This is a genomic window from Luteimonas sp. MJ250 (assembly GCF_039548455.1).
Classification (GTDB): Bacteria; Pseudomonadota; Gammaproteobacteria; order Xanthomonadales; family Xanthomonadaceae; genus Luteimonas.
Genome location: NZ_JBCLVB010000010.1, coordinates 463842 through 480540, shown reverse-complemented (window position 1 = coordinate 480540; position 16699 = coordinate 463842). Strand labels below are relative to the sequence as shown.

The 16699-nt window shown below is 68.9% G+C and carries 15 protein-coding genes; 9 read left to right on the top strand and 6 right to left on the bottom strand.

The annotated features are described in order from the left end of the window. Positions 1–2 precede the first annotated feature (2 nt). Positions 3–1349, bottom strand: a complete 1347-nt coding sequence (locus tag WCE37_RS05825) for a dihydroorotase (protein ID WP_343278526.1) — start codon at positions 1347–1349, stop codon at positions 3–5. Beyond that, positions 1346–1570, bottom strand: a complete 225-nt coding sequence (gene yidD, locus WCE37_RS05820; RefSeq protein WP_343278666.1) for a membrane protein insertion efficiency factor YidD — start codon at positions 1568–1570, stop codon at positions 1346–1348. Before yidD ends, WCE37_RS05825 begins: the two co-directional genes overlap by 4 nt. A gap of 281 nt (positions 1571–1851) precedes the next feature. Between yidD and dksA the strand changes: the two genes are divergently transcribed. Continuing rightward, a complete protein-coding gene (gene dksA, locus WCE37_RS05815) occupies positions 1852–2898 on the top strand; it encodes an RNA polymerase-binding protein DksA (RefSeq protein WP_343278525.1) in 1047 nt (348 codons plus the stop codon). 138 nt (positions 2899–3036) lie between these two features. Here dksA and WCE37_RS05810 read toward each other — a convergent pair whose 3' ends face one another. Both WCE37_RS05810 and cysS read right to left on the bottom strand, forming a co-directional pair. Further along, positions 3037–3480 (bottom strand): SufE family protein, encoded by a 444-nt coding sequence (locus tag WCE37_RS05810; RefSeq protein WP_343278524.1) that lies wholly within the window; start codon positions 3478–3480, stop codon positions 3037–3039. 4 nt (positions 3481–3484) lie between these two features. Further along, positions 3485–4903, bottom strand: coding sequence for a cysteine--tRNA ligase (gene cysS, locus WCE37_RS05805; RefSeq protein WP_343278523.1), 1419 nt, complete (start codon positions 4901–4903; stop codon positions 3485–3487). 101 nt (positions 4904–5004) lie between these two features. Between cysS and WCE37_RS05800 the strand changes: the two genes are divergently transcribed. The 8 genes from WCE37_RS05800 (at position 5005) to WCE37_RS05765 (ending at position 14354) form a co-directional block, all read left to right on the top strand. Further along, entirely contained in the window at positions 5005–5514 is a 510-nt protein-coding gene (locus tag WCE37_RS05800) for a hypothetical protein (protein WP_343278522.1), read from the top strand. Positions 5515–5745: 231 nt separating this feature from the next. Next, the gene (locus WCE37_RS05795; protein ID WP_343278521.1) at positions 5746–6762 is read left to right on the top strand and encodes an N-acetylornithine carbamoyltransferase; all 1017 of its coding nucleotides are present in this window, start codon (positions 5746–5748) and stop codon (positions 6760–6762) included. Positions 6763–6927: 165 nt separating this feature from the next. Then, complete coding sequence (locus WCE37_RS05790; protein WP_343278520.1) at positions 6928–8136, top strand: argininosuccinate synthase; 1209 nt, start codon at positions 6928–6930, stop codon at positions 8134–8136. 70 nt (positions 8137–8206) lie between these two features. Beyond that, the gene (locus WCE37_RS05785; RefSeq protein ID WP_343278519.1) at positions 8207–9313 is read left to right on the top strand and encodes an acetylornithine deacetylase; all 1107 of its coding nucleotides are present in this window, start codon (positions 8207–8209) and stop codon (positions 9311–9313) included. A 119-nt stretch (positions 9314–9432) separates the two neighbouring features. Next, the gene (locus tag WCE37_RS05780; protein WP_343278518.1) at positions 9433–10779 is read left to right on the top strand and encodes an acetylglutamate kinase; all 1347 of its coding nucleotides are present in this window, start codon (positions 9433–9435) and stop codon (positions 10777–10779) included. Next, positions 10772–11758 (top strand): N-acetyl-gamma-glutamyl-phosphate reductase, encoded by a 987-nt coding sequence (gene argC / locus WCE37_RS05775; RefSeq protein ID WP_343278517.1) that lies wholly within the window; start codon positions 10772–10774, stop codon positions 11756–11758. Before WCE37_RS05780 ends, argC begins: the two co-directional genes overlap by 8 nt. Before the next feature lie 182 nt (positions 11759–11940). Further along, positions 11941–13236, top strand: coding sequence for an argininosuccinate lyase (argH, locus tag WCE37_RS05770; RefSeq protein WP_343278516.1), 1296 nt, complete (start codon positions 11941–11943; stop codon positions 13234–13236). Between the two features lie 83 nt (positions 13237–13319). Continuing rightward, on the top strand, positions 13320–14354 hold the full coding sequence (locus WCE37_RS05765) for a patatin-like phospholipase family protein (RefSeq protein ID WP_343278515.1): 1035 nt from the start codon (positions 13320–13322) through the stop codon (positions 14352–14354). 12 nt (positions 14355–14366) lie between these two features. On the opposite strand, the gene WCE37_RS05760 is transcribed toward WCE37_RS05765, so the two are convergent. Both WCE37_RS05760 and WCE37_RS05755 read right to left on the bottom strand, forming a co-directional pair. Further along, on the bottom strand, positions 14367–15269 hold the full coding sequence (locus WCE37_RS05760; RefSeq protein ID WP_343278514.1) for a hypothetical protein: 903 nt from the start codon (positions 15267–15269) through the stop codon (positions 14367–14369). Beyond that, complete coding sequence (locus tag WCE37_RS05755) at positions 15266–16651, bottom strand: glycosyltransferase (RefSeq protein WP_343278513.1); 1386 nt, start codon at positions 16649–16651, stop codon at positions 15266–15268. The genes WCE37_RS05760 and WCE37_RS05755 overlap by 4 nt, the downstream gene beginning before the upstream one ends. Positions 16652–16699: the final 48 nt, after the last annotated feature.

Sequence of the window (16699 nt, the reverse complement as noted above, 5' to 3'; positions counted from 1 at the left end):
CTTCATCGCGCGAACTCCAGGCGCCGGCCCGTCGGCGTTCCGATCAGCCTGGAACCATCCCAGGCCAGTTCGCCGTTGACCCAGGTTGAAGCGATCCGCGAGCGGAACGTCGTGCCCTCGAAAGGCGACCAGCCGCATTTGGACAGGACGTCCTCGCGCTTCACCGTGAACGGCACGTCCTCCACCAGCACCAGGTCGGCGTGGTAGCCCTCGCGCAGGAAGCCGCGTTCGGCGACGCCGAACAGCTGCGCCGGCGCGTGCGCGAATTTCTGCACCACGCGCGCGGTGTCGAAATGGCCCTCGTGCACGCATTCCAACGCCGCCACCAGCGCGTACTGCACCAGCGGCAGGCCGCTGGGCGCGCGCGTATACAGCGCCTGCTTCTCTTCCCAGGTGTGCGGGGCATGGTCGGTGGCGAGCACGTCGATGACGTCGTCGGCCAGGGCGCGCAGCAGCGCTTCGCGGTCGCTGGCGTCCTTGATCGCCGGGTTGCATTTGATCTGGTGGCCCAGGCGCGCGTAGTCGGCGCGGTCGAAGCGCAGGAAGTGGATGCAGGTCTCGGCGGTGATGCGCTTGCGCAGCCTGCCGTCGGCGTCGACCAGCGGACCGGCCTCGAACAGCGCCAGCTCGTCGGCGGTGGAGATGTGCAGCACGTGCAGCCGGGTGTCGTGGCGGCGCGCCAGCTCCAGCGCCAGGCGGGTGGACTTGATGCAGGCCTCGCGCGAGCGGATGTCGGGGTGGCAGGCGGCCGGGATCTCGTCGCCGTACTTCTCCCGGTAGCGCGCCAATTCCGCGTCGATCATCGGCGTGTCTTCGCAGTGGGTGATGATCGGCACCGGGGTGTCGCGGAAGATCGCGTCCAGCGTCGCCGGGTCGTCGACCAGCATGTTGCCGGTGGACGCGCCCATGAACACCTTCAGCCCCGGGGTGGCAGCCGGGTCGATGGCGCGCACGGCCTCGAGGTTGTCGTTGCTGGCGCCCATGTAGAAGCCATGGTTGGCGCGGACCCGGCCGGCGGCGCGTTCGTACTTGTTTTCCAGCGCCGTGGCATCGAGCGTGGGCGGGCTGGTGTTGGGCATGTCCATGAAGCTGGTCAGGCCGCCGGCCACGGCCGCCGCGGACTCGGTGGCCATGTCCGCCTTGTATTCCATGCCCGGCTCGCGGAAATGCACCTGGTCGTCGATCATCCCGGGCAGCAGGCGGCGCCCGTCGGCATCGACCACGGTTTCGCCCGCGCGGGGCGCCAGGCTGCCGATGGCGTCGATGCGGCCGTCGCGGATGCGCAGGTCGGCATCGAACTCGCGGCCTTCGTTGACCAGGCGCGCATTGAGGATGAGGGTATCGGTCATGGCGGGCTTCCGTCGTCGCGCGGCGGGACCGGGTCCATGCCGCCGGGGTTGAGGGGGTGGCAGCGCCCGATGCGCTTGGCGGCAAGCCAGCTTCCGCGCAGGGCGCCGTGCAGCGCAATGGCCTGCATGGCGTACTCGGAGCAGGTCGGCAGGAAACGGCAGCGCGGACCGAGCAGCGGGCTGAGCCAGCGTTTGTAGCCGCGCAGCAGCGCGATGAGCATGCGGTCGATCACGGGGGCGCCGGATAAAAGTGGGCTGCGCGGCGCGCGGCGGTTGCCGCTGCAGTCAGGGCAGGGTATAACAGCCCGCTTTCCCGTCCAAGCGACGGGAGTGTGGCGCCGGCCACGAGCGCGTCCTCAAAAACGCTACCGGTGGCCGGACTCGTCAGTCGTCGCCGCGATGCGGCCACGTACCGCCTGGATGCCCCACTCCCGCTGCATTGGCCGGCGGCCGGCCGCGTGGAGCGGACCGGCAACCCACTTCCAAAGAAGGATCGCCGAACGTGGCAGTGAAGAAGACCGTCAAGAAGGCCGCCAAGGCCGTCAAGCCCGCAGCGAAGAATGGCGCTTCAAAGAAGGCTGCGCCGAAGAAGGCCGCACCGAAGAAGGCAGCGCCGAAGAAGGCAGCGCCGAAGAAGGCAGCGCCCAGGAAGACCGTCGCGGCAGCGCCGGCCAAGGCCGCCGTGAAGAAGGCGCCGGCGAAGGCGGCAGTGAAGAAGACCGCGAAGCCTGCGACAAAGAAGGCGGCGGTGAACAGGACGTCGGTTGCAAAGACCCCAGTGAAGAAGGTGGCTGTGAAAAAAGTTCCGGTTAAGAAGGTCGTGGACAAGAAGGTCGCGGCCAGCAAGTCCGCCCCGGCGAAGAAGGCCGTCGTGGCGAAGAAGGCCGCTCCGCCGGTGAAGAAGGCGGCTGCGACGAAGGTCGCCGCCAGCGCGCCGGTCGCGAAGAAGGCCGCACCCGCGGCCCGGAAGGCGACCGCCAAGCCTTCGACCAAGGTCGGGCAGGTGCCACCGGCGCGCAAGACCCCGGCGCGTCCGGCGGGCAAGGTTGCGGTGGCCGTGACCAACAGGCCGGCCACCACGCCCGCGCCGAAGACCCGTTACAAGACCATTCCCCACAAGATCGACGAGGCCACCGGCCGCCCGATCCTTCCGGCAGGCTACAAGCCCGGCCCGGACGAGGAATACATGAGCGCGCTGCAGCTCGAGTACTTCCGCCAGCGCCTGGCGGACTGGCGCGCGGACCTCGTGGACGAGTCCAAGCAGACCATCGAGAACCTCAAGGACGAAGTGCGCGACGTTGGCGACGACGCCGAGCGTGCCACGCGCGAGACCGAGAACTCCCTGGAGCTGCGCACCCGCGACCGCTACCGCAAGCTGATCGGCAAGATCGACAGCACGCTCAAGCGCGTGGACTCGGGTGATTACGGGTTCAGCGTCGACTCCGGCGAAGAGATCGGCCTGGATCGCCTCGAGGCCCGCCTGACCGCGGAACGCACCATTGACGAGCAGGAGCGCTGGGAGCACCTGCAGAAGCAGATCGGCGACTGAGACTGCTGCGTCATCGCGTTCCACGGAAAACCCCGCTCAGGCGGGGTTTTCTGGTTCTTCCCCCGGCTGAGGGCATACGGCCGGCGCTGCGGAGTAGCTGGTTTTTGTCGGGGCTGCGTCCGCCGGTCCGCTTTTCGCTCAGCCCAGCGCGCGCTGCGCCGCGTCGCGGATGAAGGCGAGCAGGGACGCCAGCCCGTTGCTGCGCGTGGGCGAAAGATGCTTCGCCAGGCCGATGTCGGCAATGTAGGACGGATCGTTGGCCAGGATTTCCTGGGCGCTGCGTCCGGAATACACGCGCAGCGCGAGATAGACCAGGCCGGAGACGATGGCCGAGTCGCTGGCGGCGGCGAAGTCCAGGCGGTCGGCATCGCCCGAAGGCACGATCCAGACCATCGACTGGCAACCGTGCAGGCGGTGCGCTTCGGTGCGGAATTCAGCGGGAAACTCCGGCAGCTTGCGGCCGAGGTCGATCAGGTACTGGTAGCGCTCGGACCAGTCGCCGAAGAAGGCGAACTCGTCGCGGATCGCGGCCTGTGCATCGGCGGCGGTGGCTTCGATCGGGAAGTGCGTGGTGGCGTCCATGGGTTCAGCCTCGCTTCCAGCGTACGCCCTGCGGCGTGTCCTCAAGAAGGATGCCCTCGCCGGCAAGCTGGTCGCGGATGGCGTCGGCGCGCGCGAAGTCGCGGCCGGCCTTGGCCGCGGCCCGTTCGTCGACCAGTGTCTGGATGCGGGCGTCGTCATCGCCCGAGGTGCCGCGGGCGAACCACGCTGCCGGTGCCTGCTGCAGCAGGCCGAGCGCACGGCCGCCGGCACGCAGGCTGGCGCCGAGCGTAGCCAGACCCAGCAGCGGGCCGTCGCCGCTGGCGGTGCCGCCGGCGATCGCGCCGCGGAGCACGCGCGCGTTGCCGGCGATCGCCGCGAGCTCGGCCAGCGCCTGCGGGGTGTTGAGGTCGTCGTCGAGCGCGGCCTCGATCGCGTGCGGGATGGCGGCCTCCGGTGCCAGCCCGGCGGGCACGAGCGCATCCACGTCGCGCAGCGTCCCGTACAGCCGGTCCAGCGTGCGCACGCTCTGTTCGACCAGGCCATCGGACCACTCCAGCGGCTGCCGGTAGTGCGCCGACATCAGCGCGTGCCGCAGCGCCTCGGGTGGGTGGCGCTGCACCAGGTCGTGGACCTTTTCGATGTTGCCCACCGACTTCGACATCTTGGCGCCGCCGAAGTTGAGCATGCCGTTGTGCAGCCAGAAGCGCGCGAAGGGTGCGCCCCCGTGGGCGCACTCGCTCTGCGCGATCTCGTTTTCGTGGTGCGGGAACTGCAGGTCGACGCCGCCGGCGTGGATGTCGATGGTCTCGCCCAGGTGGGCGGCGGCCATCGCCGAGCACTCGATGTGCCAGCCCGGGCGACCGCGGCCCCAGGGCGAGTCCCAGCCGGGCAGGTCGCCGGTGGAGGGCTTCCAGAGCACGAAGTCGCCGGGTTCGCGCTTGTACGGCGCCACGTCCACGCGCGCGCCGGCAAGCATGTCCTCGAGCTCGCGGCGCGATAGCCTGCCGTAGCCGTCGAAGCTGGCGACCGCGAACAGCACGTGGCCCTCCGCAGCGTAGGCGTGGCCGCCTGCGACCAGCCGTTCGATCATGGCGATGATCTCGCCGATGTGCGCCGTGGCCTCGGGCTCGATGTCCGGCGGTGCCACGCCCAGGGCGGCCATGTCCTCGCGATAGGCGGCGGCGAAGCGGTCGGTGATGACCGAGATCGGCACGCCCTGCGCGGCGGCGGCGGCGTTGATCTTGTCGTCGACGTCGGTGATGTTGCGGGCGTAGGCCAGCGCACCGAAACGGCGGCGCAGGACGCCGGCCAGCACGTCGAACACCACCGGCCCGCGGGCGTTGCCGATGTGCACGTAGTTGTAGACCGTCGGCCCGCAGACATACATCGTGGTGCAGGCGGGGTCGCGTGGCTGGAAGGCCTCGAGCTTGCGGCTGAGGCTGTTGAAGAGTCGGAGGGTCATTTCACGGGCCGCTGGGCAGACCGGGGATTCTACCGGCCGGGGACCATGACAGCCACGATTCAGCCCTTGGGCAAGTCCAGCGCCTACACTGCGCGTTCGCCATGCCTGCCTACTTTCCCGCAAAGCGGTGGCTGCCGCTGCTTCTGGCCCCCGCGCTCCTGGTCCCGGCGTTCGCGGTGCATCCCGCGTGGGCGCAGCACACGGTGATCCAGGGCGAGAACGTGCGCTACGAGTACGCCCAGGTGCTGCGCGCGGAACCCGTCTACCAGACGCTGCGCGCGACCAGCATGGTCGAGCGCTGCGAACAGTCCAGCCTTGTGCAGCCCGAAGACAGCGAAGACCGGCGCGGCCTGTCGCGCGTGGTCGGCGCCGTTCGCGACGTCCTGACCCCCGGCAATCGCCGCGACGCGGCACCGGATACCGACGGCGACGGCGAGGGCGACTGCCGCATGGTGCCGGTGGAGCGCGAGTTCCGGCGCCCGATCGCCTATGACGTCGATTACGTGGTCCGCGGGGTCAAGTACCGCTCGCGGCTGCCGCGCGACCCGGGCAACCGGCTGCGGGTCAAGGTGGCGGTGACCCCGGTGGTGCCGGAAGGCAACGTCGATTGAGTCGACCCTTGCCCGGCGCCGGCCGGCATGGGAAGATCGCTGCGATGCAGCAAGCCGACGCCCGAGTCCACGACCTCCTGACCTCCGCCCGCATGGCGGCAGGCATGACCTCGCGCGCGCGTCGACCGGAATCCGACCTTTCCCTGGGTTAGACCGGACCGCAGCTGTGTTCCGTCGTTCGAAGCCCGGCCCGCGCCGGGCTTTTTCGTTTCCGTTTCCATGGACCAAGCCATGACCCCCACGCCGCAGCACTTCCTCAACACCCAGGACTGGACCCGCGCCCAGCTCGACGCCGTGCTCGCCGAGGCCGCGCGCCTGAAGCGCGATCCCGTCGGCGACGCGCTGAAGGGCAAGTCGATCGCGCTGGTGTTCTTCAATCCGTCGATGCGTACCCGCACCAGCTTCGAGCTCGGCGCCTTCCAGCTTGGTGCGCATGCGGTGGTGCTGCAGCCGGGCAAGGACGCGTGGCCGATCGAGTTCGAGCTCGGCGCGGTGATGGACGGGGAACCCGAGGAGCACATCGCCGAGGTCGCGCGGGTGCTCAGCCAGTACGTCGACATGATCGGCGTGCGCGCATTTCCCAAGTTCGTCGACTGGGCGGTCGACCGCGAGGACCGGGTGCTGGAGAGCTTCGCGAAGTACGCCACGGTCCCGGTCATCAACATGGAGACCATCACCCATCCCTGCCAGGAGCTGGCGCATGCGCTGGCGCTGCAGGAGCACTTCGGCACCAGCGACCTGCGCGGGAAGAAGTACGTGCTGACCTGGACATACCACCCGAAGCCGCTGAACACCGCGGTCGCGAACTCGGCGCTGACCATCGCCACCCGCATGGGCATGGACGTGACCCTGCTGTGCCCGACGCCGGACTACGTGCTGGACGGGCGCTACATGGCTTGGGCCGAGGCCAACGTTGCCGAAAGTGGCGGGTCGCTGTCCGTCAGCCACGACATCGAATCCGCCTATGCCGGCGCCGACGTGGTCTACGCCAAGAGCTGGGGCGCACTGCCGTATTTCGGCAACTGGGCGCCCGAGAAGCCGATCCGCGACCGGTACCGGCATTTCATGGTCGACGAGGCCAAGATGGCGCGCACCAACGATGCCGTCTTCAGCCACTGCCTGCCGCTGCGCCGCAACGTCAAGGCCAGCGATGCGGTGATGGACTCGCCGGCCTGCATCGCCGTGCAGGAAGCGGGCAACCGTTTGCACGTGCAGAAGGCGGTGATGAAGGCGCTGGCGGGGCGCTGAGGCGGCCTGTGGGAGCGGCCATGGCCGATGGCCGCGGCCTGCCGGGCATGCCATACATCCGATCGCGGCTGTAGCCGCTCCCGCAGCAGCCCCGCCAGTCGCCACGTCTCCACCAGTCCCCCCACCAGTCCCCTCCCAGTGTCCCCCGCATCCCGAGACCTCCACATGACCGCTCCGTCCGAATCCAAAGACATCGTCCTCGCCTTCTCCGGCGGGCTGGACACCAGCTTCTGCGTGCCGTGGCTGCAGGAGCGCGGCTGGGCCGTGCACACCGTGTTCGCCGATACCGGCGGCGTGGACGCGGCCGAGCGCGAGGCGATCGAGGCGCGGGCGGCCGAGCTTGGGGTCGCCAGCCACGTCACCATCGACGGCGGCCCGGCGATCTGGGACGGCTTCGTGAAGCCCTTCATCCACGCCGGCGAGGCTTACCAGGGCCAGTACCCGCTGCTGGTCTCCGACCGCTACCTGATCGTCGACGCGGCCCTTGCACGCGCCGGCGACCTTGGCACCAACGCGATCGCGCACGGCTGCACCGGCATGGGCAACGACCAGGTGCGCTTCGACCTGGCGGTGAAGGCGTCGGGCGACTACCGGATCGTGGCGCCGATCCGCGAGATCCAGAAGGAACACACGCAGACCCGCGCCTACGAGCAGGCCTATCTGGAAGAGCGCGGCTTCGGCGTGCAGTCGAAGCAGAAGGCCTACACCATCAACGAGAACCTGCTGGGCATCACCATGTCCGGCGGCGAGATCGACCGCTGGGAAGCGCCGGGCGAGGGCGCCCGCGGCTGGTGCGCGCCGCGCAGCGCCTGGCCGAATGAACCGCTGCAGGTCGCGCTGCGCTTCATCGAGGGCGAAGCGGTCGCGATCGATGGCCGGGAGATGCCGGGCGAGCAGATCCTTGCCCGGCTCAACCGCATGTTCGCCTCCTACGGCGTCGGGCGCGGCATGTATACCGGCGACACCACCATCGGCCTGAAGGGTCGCATCGTGTACGAGGCGCCGGGGCTTGCCGCGCTGCTGGTCGCACACCGTGCGCTGGAGGAAGCCGTGCTCAGCAAGCAGCAGAACCGCTTCAAGCCCGACGTCGGCCGCAAGTGGGTGGAGCTGGTGTACGAGGGCTTCTACCACGACCCTCTGAAGACCGATCTCGAAGCCTTCCTGGCCTCCTCGCAGCGGATGGTCAACGGCGAAGTAGTGCTTGAAACCCGCGGCGGCCGCGTCGACGCCGTGGCCCTGCGCTCGCCGCACATCCTCAACGCCAGCGGTGCGACCTATGCCCAGTCCGCCGACTGGGGAGTGGAGGAGGCCGAGGCCTTCATCAAGCTGTTCGGCATGAGCAGCACGCTGTGGGCAGAGGTCAACCGGTCGTGACCGGGTTCTCCGGCAGCGCCTTCTCCAGCAGCGCGCTCTGTGAGAGCCGCTCCCACATGGGCCCGGCGACGTGATCGACAGGGTTCTTGAACACCTCGCGTCGCTGGTGTCCTTCGACACCCGCAATCCACCGCGCGCCATCGGCACAGGCGGCATCTTCGACTACATCCGCGCGCAGCTGCCGGACTTCGACGTGACGGTGACCGATCATGGCGCCGGGGCGGTGTCGCTGTTCGCGCGCCGCGGCACGCCGTCGCTGCTGTTCAACGTGCACCTGGACACCGTGCCGGATTCACCGGCATGGACCGCCGATCCGCACGTGCTGCGCGTCGAAGGCGATCGCGCCATCGGCCTCGGTGCCTGCGACATCAAGGGCGCGGCCGCGGCGCTGATTGCCGCCGCGCAGGCCGGCGATGGCGACGTCGCCTTCCTTTTCAGCAGCGATGAAGAGGCCAACGACCCGCGCTGCATCGCCGCTTTCCTCGCCGGTGACCACGGTTTCCACCAGGTACTGGTGGCCGAACCCACCGGCTGCGAAGCCGTGCTCGCCCATCGTGGCATTGCTGCCGTGCGACTCGGCTTCCACGGCGAAGCCGGCCATGCTTCGGGTCCGCAGGCGCTGTCCGCCAGCGCCGTGCACAAGGCCATGCGCTGGGGCGTGGACGCGCTGGCCGTGGCCGAAGGCGAAGCCCACCAGCGCTTCGGCGGCCTCACCGGCCTGCGCTTCAACATCGGCCGCGTCGAGGGCGGCATCAAGGCCAACGTGATCGCGCCCGCGGCCGAAGTACGCTTCGGTTTCCGGCCGCTGCCTTCGCACGACCTGGCGCAGCTGCACGCGCGTTTCGCGGCGCTTGCGCCCGAAGACAGCGAGTACACCGCCACCTTCCACGGCCCCTCGCTGCCGGCGGGTGATACCGCCAGCGCCGAAGAGCGCCGCCTCGCCGCGCGCGACCTCGCCGAAGACCTCGGGCTGCCCATCGGCAACGCCGTCGACTTCTGGACCGAAGCCTCGCTGTTTTCCGCCGCGGGCCTTGACGCCATCGTCTTCGGCCCCGGCCACATCGCCCAGGCCCACACCGCCGACGAATGGGTCGCGCTGGACCAGCTGCGCACCTATGCCGCGGCGGTGGTGCGGATCATCCAGGGCAACAGCTTTGCCACCGATCCACGCGGATAAGAGCTGTTCCACAACTGTATGTTCCAGGAAGTGTCGCTCGAACCTGCCTCGGCGTAACACGCGCAAATCCGCGGCAGAAAAGCTCTTGACCCCAACTCAACCTCACGAAGCAGCAAGCCATGCAAGCACACGCACAGACCCGCCAGACCATTGTTCGACTGTTGTCGGGCATGGGCAGCGCGAAAGAGATCAGCCAGTACCTGAAGCGGTTTTCGCAGCTGGATGCCAAGCGCTTCGCCGTGGTCAAGGTCGGCGGCGCGGTGCTGCGCGACGACCTCGAGGCGCTGACGTCTTCGCTGGCGTTCCTGCAGCAGGTCGGGCTGACGCCGATCGTGGTCCACGGCGCCGGACCGCAGCTCGACGAAGCGATGCGCGAGGCCGGCATCGAGAAGCGCACGGTCGACAACCTGCGCCATACCGATGCCGCGGGGCTGGCGATCGTGCGCCGGGTGATGCGCCAGCAGAACCTGCGGCTGGTGGAGGCGCTGCAGATCGAGGGCGTGCGTGCGACCTCGATCCAGTCCGGTGTGTTCGAATGCGCCTTCCTCGACCGCGAGCGCTACGGACTGGTAGGCCAGGTCACGCGCGTGGACACCGACGGCATCGGCGCGGCGATCAAGGCCGGCTCGATCCCGGTGATCACATCCCTTGGCGAGACCGCCGAAGGCCAGATCGTCAACGTCAACGCCGACTGGGCCGCCAACGAGCTGATCAAGACCATCCAGCCCTACAAGATCGTCTTCCTTACCGGGACCGGCGGCCTGCTGGGTCCGGATGACAAGGTGATCGATTCGATCAACCTGAGCACCGAGTACGAGGAACTGCTGGCGCAGCCCTGGCTGCACTCGGGCATGCGCCTGAAAATCGAGCAGATCCACAACCTGTTGATGGTGCTGCCGCCGTCGTCGTCGGTGTCGATCACACGGCCCGACCAGCTGGCGCGCGAGCTGTTCACGCACAAGGGCTCCGGCACGCTGGTGCGTCGCGGCGAACGCGTGCTGCGCGCGGCTGCGTGGAACGAGCTCGACCTGCCGCGGATGCGCATGCTGATCGAGTCGGCCTTTGGCCGCAGCCTGCTGCCGGACTACTTCGAGCGCACGCCGCTGCTGCGTGCCTATGTCAGCGAGAACTACCGCACCGCCGTGATCCTGACCGAGGTCGACGGCGTGCCCTATCTCGACAAGTTCGCGGTGCTTGACGATGCCCAGGGCGAAGGCCTGGGGCGCGCCGTCTGGCAGGTGATGCGCGAAGAAACGCCGATCCTGTTCTGGCGCTCGCGCAACGGCAACGCCGCCAACGCCTTCTACTATTCCGAGTCCGACGGCTGCCTGAAGCAGGGCATGTGGAAGGTGTTCTGGTACGGAATGGACCGGTTCCCGGCCATCGAGCGCGCGGTCGCTCACTGCGCCACGCGGCCGGCCACCCTGGTGGACGTAAAGAAGAACGAGGAGGCGCTGGATGGCTAGGACCGTTGGCATCGTGGGCGCGCGCGGACATACCGGCGCCGAACTGATCCGGCTGCTGGCCGCGCATCCCGGCTTCGAACTGGCGGCGGTGTCCTCGCGCGAGCTCGACGGGCAGCGCGTGTCCGCCCACGTGCCGGAATACCGGGGCGAGCTCCGGTACCGCAGCCTTGCGCATGAGGAGCTCGGCGGCCTCGGGCTCGACGCATGGATCCTGGCGCTGCCCAACGGCAAGTCGGACGCGTGCATCGCGTCGCTGGCCACGGCAGGCGCTCACGCCGGTGCCGACGTCGGCGTCGCCGTCGACGCACGTGGCCCGGTGATCGTCGATCTGTCGGCCGATCACCGCTTCAACGATGCCTGGTATTACGGCCTGCCGGAGCTCACTCGCGGCGCGTACGCCGGCCAGCGCCGCATCGCCAATCCCGGCTGTTACGCCAGCGCCATGCAGCTTGCGGTCGCGCCGATGCTCGACCTGCTCGATGGCCCGGTCCAGTGCTTCGGCGTATCCGGCTACTCCGGTGCGGGCACCACGCCGTCGGACCGCAACAACGCCGACAAGCTGCGCGACAACCTCATGCCCTATGCGCTGGTCGACCACCTGCACGAGCGCGAAGTCACCCGCCATCTCGGCACGTCGGTGGAATTCATGCCGCACGTCGCGCCGCATTTCCGCGGCATCACCCTGACCGCGAACATGCACCTGCGCGAGGCGATGGACCGTGACGCGGTTGAAGCACGCTACCACGCGCGCTACCGCACCGAGCCCCTCGTGCGCGTCACCGACGACGCGCCCTGGGTCAGCGCCATCGCCGGCCGCCACGGCGTCGAGGTCGGCGGCTTCACGCTGTCGGCAGACGGTCGACGCCTGGTGGTGGTGTCCACGCTCGACAACCTGCTCAAGGGCGCCGCCACCCAGGCCCTGCAGAACCTCAACCTCGCCTTCGGCTACCCCGAGACCCAGGGCATTCCGTTCGACTGATCACCCATACCGCTGACCACCGCCCGACGCCCACGCCCTCACCACTGAGACCACCATCAGCCCCCCTGTGGGAGCGGCTATAGCCGCGATTCGTCGCGCCCAAAAGGCACGACGCCGCCGTGTAGCGGCGCTTGGTCGCGGCTATAGCCGCTCCTACAACAGCAGTAGAAATGGAGAACGACATGTCCGACCTCCTCTGGCAGAAGCCCGGCGTCACCGTCGACAGCGACATCCAGGCCTTCCTGGCGGGTGACGACGTCATCCTCGACCGCGACTTCTTCCTGCACGACATCCAGGCCAGCCGCGCCCACGCCGAAGGCCTCGAGCGCATCGGCATCCTGTCAGCGGACGAACTCGCCGGCATCGCGCGCGAACTCGACGCGCTGGCCGACGACTTCAGCAGTGGAAGCTTCGTGCTCGATGCGCGCTACGAAGACGGCCACTCGGCCATCGAAGCGCGCCTGACCGAACGCCTCGGCGACGCCGGCCGCCGCATCCACACCGGCCGCAGCCGCAACGACCAGGTGCTGGTGGCCACGCGGCTGTGGCTGAAGGAGAAGCTGGCCCGTACCCACGCACTGTGCATCGAGACCGCCACCATCGCGCTGGACCGCGCACGCGCGGAGGGCGACGTGCCGCTGCCCGGCTATACCCACCTGCAGCGCGCCGTCGTGTCCTCGCTCGGCATGTGGTGGGCGGCCTGGGCCGAAGCCTTCATCGACAATGCCGTGCGCGCCGCTGACACCCTGGCCTGGATCGACGCCAACCCGCTCGGCAGTGCCGCCGGCTATGGCGTGAACCTGCCGCTGGACCGCGACCACACCACCGCGGCCCTCGGTTTCGGCCGCATGCAGGTCGCCGCGACTTACGCCCAGCTCTCGCGCGGCAAGTTCGAGATGGCCGCGCTCGAGGCGCTGTCCAGCGCCATGCTCGACCTGCGCCGCCTGGCCTGGGACCTGAGCCTGTTCACCACCGGCGAATCCGGCTTCGCCAGCCTGCCGGCGCAGTACACCACCGGCAGTTCGATCATGCCCAACAAGCGCAACCCCGACGTCATCGAGCTGATGCGCGCGACCTATGCCAGCGTCGCCGCCGCGCGTACCGAGATCGAACAGCTGCTGTCGCTGCCCTCGGGCTACCACCGCGACCTGCAGCTGTCGAAGGGCGCGCTGTTCCACGGCTTCGGCAAGGGCCTGCAGGCGCTGGCCCTGCTGCCCGACCTGCTGCGCAACCTCGACTGGAACACGGAGCGCATGCGCGCCGCGCTGGAGCCGTCGATGTATGCGACCGATCTCGCCGTGGACATGGCGCGCGACGGCCTGCCGTTTCGCGAGGCCTATCGCCAGGCTGCCGACCCGGCGCGCTGGGCCGAAGGCGACCCGGCCGCAAGCCTCGCCGCGCGCACGTCCCCCGGCGCTGCGGGCGATCTGCGGCTGGACGCGCTGCGTGCGCGGCTTGAAGCATTGGGCGGCGTGTAAGCGTGCCGACGCGGCCGACGTGTGATGCTGTTGCGTCAGCCCGCCCCCGGCTTGGCCAAGGAACCTGACCCGGAGCCGACGCAGTGAGTAAAGCCAGGACCACCGCCCGCAACCAAGGTGCGCCGCGCCGCGTCAGCCTGGCCCTGCAGGGCGGCGGCGCGCATGGCGCGTTCACCTGGGGCGTGCTCGACGCACTGCTTGAAGACGGCCGCCTGGACCTGCGCGGGGCCAGCGGCAGCAGCGCCGGCGCGATGAACGCCGTGGTCCTTGCCCACGGCCTGCTCGAAGGCGGCGCCGAAGCCGCGCGCGAGGCCCTGGCCCGCTTCTGGACCGCGGTCGGTGGCAGTGCGCCGCTGCTGCAAGCAGGGGCAGGATCCATGGATGGCCGGCCCTCGCCGATGGCGTCGCTGATGCTGCAATGGAGCGGCTTCCTGGCCCCGTCGCAGTTCAATCCGCTGGGCTACGACCCGCTGCGTGACATCGTCGAAGCGCAGGTCGATTTCGAGCGTCTGCGCGCGCAGCGCAGGTTCGATCTGTTCATCGCCGCAACCAATGCCAATACCGGCCGGCTGCGCCTGTTCCGCACCCCGGAGCTGAGCGCGGACGTGGTGCTTGCATCGTCCTGCCTGCCCGCGCTGTATGCCGCAGTGGAGATCGACGGCGAGCCGTACTGGGACGGCGCCTTCGCCGCCAACCCGCCGGTGCTTCCGCTGCTGGCGGAGTGCAGGGTCGACGACGTGCTGATGGTGCTGCTGAGCCCGGTCAGCCACGGCGAACTGCCGCGCTCGGCTGCGGACATCCGCGACCGCACGCAGGCGCTGGCGTTCAACGCCGCCTTTCTTGCCGAGATGCGCAGCCTGATCCGCATGCGCGAGTTCGTCCGCCGCTCGGTCGTGCCCTGGCTGGTGAAGGAGCACCCGGTGCGTCGCAAGCGCATGCACATGATCGCCGATGACGAACTGATGGCCCGGCTCGACAACGATTCAAAGTCGACCACCAGCCTGCCGTTCCTTGAAACCCTGCGCGACCACGGTCGTGCCAAGGCGCAGGAATGGCTGGACGCACACGCGGCCGCCATCGGCAAGCGTTCGACGGTCGATATCGCAACGTTCCGCTGAGTGGCCCCGGGATCAGAATCCGCGCACCAGCTGCAGGTCCAGCTGCCGGTAGCCGTAGTTGACGCCGTCGCCCACGGGCGTATTGCTGTACAGCAGGTGCGCACGCAGGTACCAGTCGCTCGCCCCGCGCGGGCTTTCCACCGTCAGTTCGGCGTGCCGGGCGGCGCGCCAGTCCGCGTCCGCTTCGCGCTGGCGGCCGACCCCGGCGGCGGCGGCGAACATCCATCCGCCGTGGAAGCGGCGGATCCGCAGCAGCGGCAGTACTTCGTCGAAACGGCGCGGCGAGTAGTAGTCCAGCTCGCGCGGGTGGCTGTTGTGGAAGCTGCGCGCGCGCAGCTGCAGGCCCAGTCCCCAGTCCGTCACCAGCGGCAGCGAGTACACCGCGCGCAGGTGCGTACGCAGATTGCTGCCGGGGAATTCCTGCAGGCCGCCCAGAAGGGTGAGCTGCTGGCCGCGCGCATCCAGCGGGATGTCGAACGCCGCCCCGGCGAAGGTGGCGTAGTGCCCTTCGTGTCCCGAGCGGGTTTCGAGCAGGTCGCGCTCGATGAAGTACTCCTGCCGCCACGCGCGGTCACGGACCAGGGACGCGCTGCCGAGCACGGTGTGCCCGTCGGTACCGACCTTGGTGTTCCACTTCAGCTCGCCGCGGGTGTCGGCAAGGCGCAGGTAGGCGCGGTGATCGGTCCAGCCGCGGTCGCCCAGCGGCCGGATCCGCGCCTGCTCCAGGGTCAGGCCGCGGAAGTGCTCGGCATCGTCGTAGCGGTCGAATGCGCTGACGGCGAACTTCTGCACCGATGTGTCGTCGGCATCGTCCGAGAAAAAGACTTCCGTACCGCCCGCCACCGGGGACGCGGCGATGGCGGTGGGCGCGGCGAACACCATGCACGCCGCGACGATCCACGTGAACCTGCTCATTTGGTCCCCCAGCTCTTGCGCAGTCCGGCCAGCTCCGACAGGTAGCCCCAGACGCAGATGGGCTGCAGGATCAGCGAGTACGCGATCACGTAGTTGATGAACCCGAGCGTGTTTCGGCGCACCTTGAGCTCCTGGCGTTTGAACATCAGGCTCTGGGTGCGGAAGATGAAGGCGTTCCAGGCCACCGCGAGCGGCAGCACCAGCAGGGTCATGATGCCGACGATGTGGTAGTAGCCGAACAGGGCGGCGACGATGCCGGGGATGAACACCAGCGTGTAGACCAGGTCCAGCGGCAGGAACAGCACGTTCCACCAGATGAAGATCAGGCTCAGCCGGCGCTTCACCAGCAGTCGTGGATGGTGCTTGAAGGCTTCGATCAGGCCGCGGGACCAGCGTCGGCGCTGGCCGGCGAACTGCGACAGTTGATCGGGGACGTTGGTGAAAGCGACGGCGTCCTCGCAGTAGCCGATGCGGTGGCCGCGCTCCAAGAGCGCCCAGGACACCACGATGTCCTCGCCCACGCACTCCGGCCAGCCGCCCACGTCTTCCAGCGCCGCGCGGTCGTATACCGAGAACGCGCCCTGGGCCACCAGCGTGCCGTGGTACATGCTCTGCATGCGCTTGACCGCCGCGATGCCGTGGAAATAGTCCCATTCCTGCACGCGGGTCAGCCAGTTCAGCCGCGAGTTGCGCACCAGGACCGAACCGGCCACGGCGCGCGTGCCGGGCGGGTCGGCCAGGTAGCGCTCGATCAGGTTCGCGATCGCGTCGCGGTAGACCCAGGAGTCGCCGTCGACCGTCACCACGAGGGCGTCGTCGGTCAGTGCCAGGCCACGGTTGAGGACGCCCGCCTTGCCGATGTTGCGCGCGCCGCGGACCAGGCGGATGGCGTGGCCGGGCGACAGCCTGACGCCTGCGATCGCCGCCCCGGCGCGCTCGACGGAGTCATCGGTGGAGCCGTCATCAAGGACCAGCATCGTCATCTCGCCGGGATAGGTCTGTTGCGCGAGGCTGCGGATGGTGTGTTCGATGTTCGCGCTTTCGTTGTAGCAGGCCACCAGCACGGTGATGGAAGGGTAGTGCGCGGGGATGCTGCGGGCGGGCCTGCGGTCGAGCAGGATCGTCGAGAGCAGGAAGGCGTTCATGAAGCCCGGTACGTAGGCGATGAAGGTGATCACGCCGATCGCGAGCGGGCGGCCGATCAGGTCTCCCAGATCGTCCAGCCAGGGCAGGGACAGCCAGACGCTCACGCCCACCCAGGTCAGGGCGAGCAGCAGCGAGATGCAGAATTTCGTCGGGACGGAAAGGTAGAAGTCGCGCGTGCGCTCGGATTGCGGATGCTCGGTCCCGGTGTCGATCGACACCGGCTGAAGGACGGTCATTCAGGTATTTCCATGCGTGTGCCGCACTGACGCCACCCGTCAAAACGT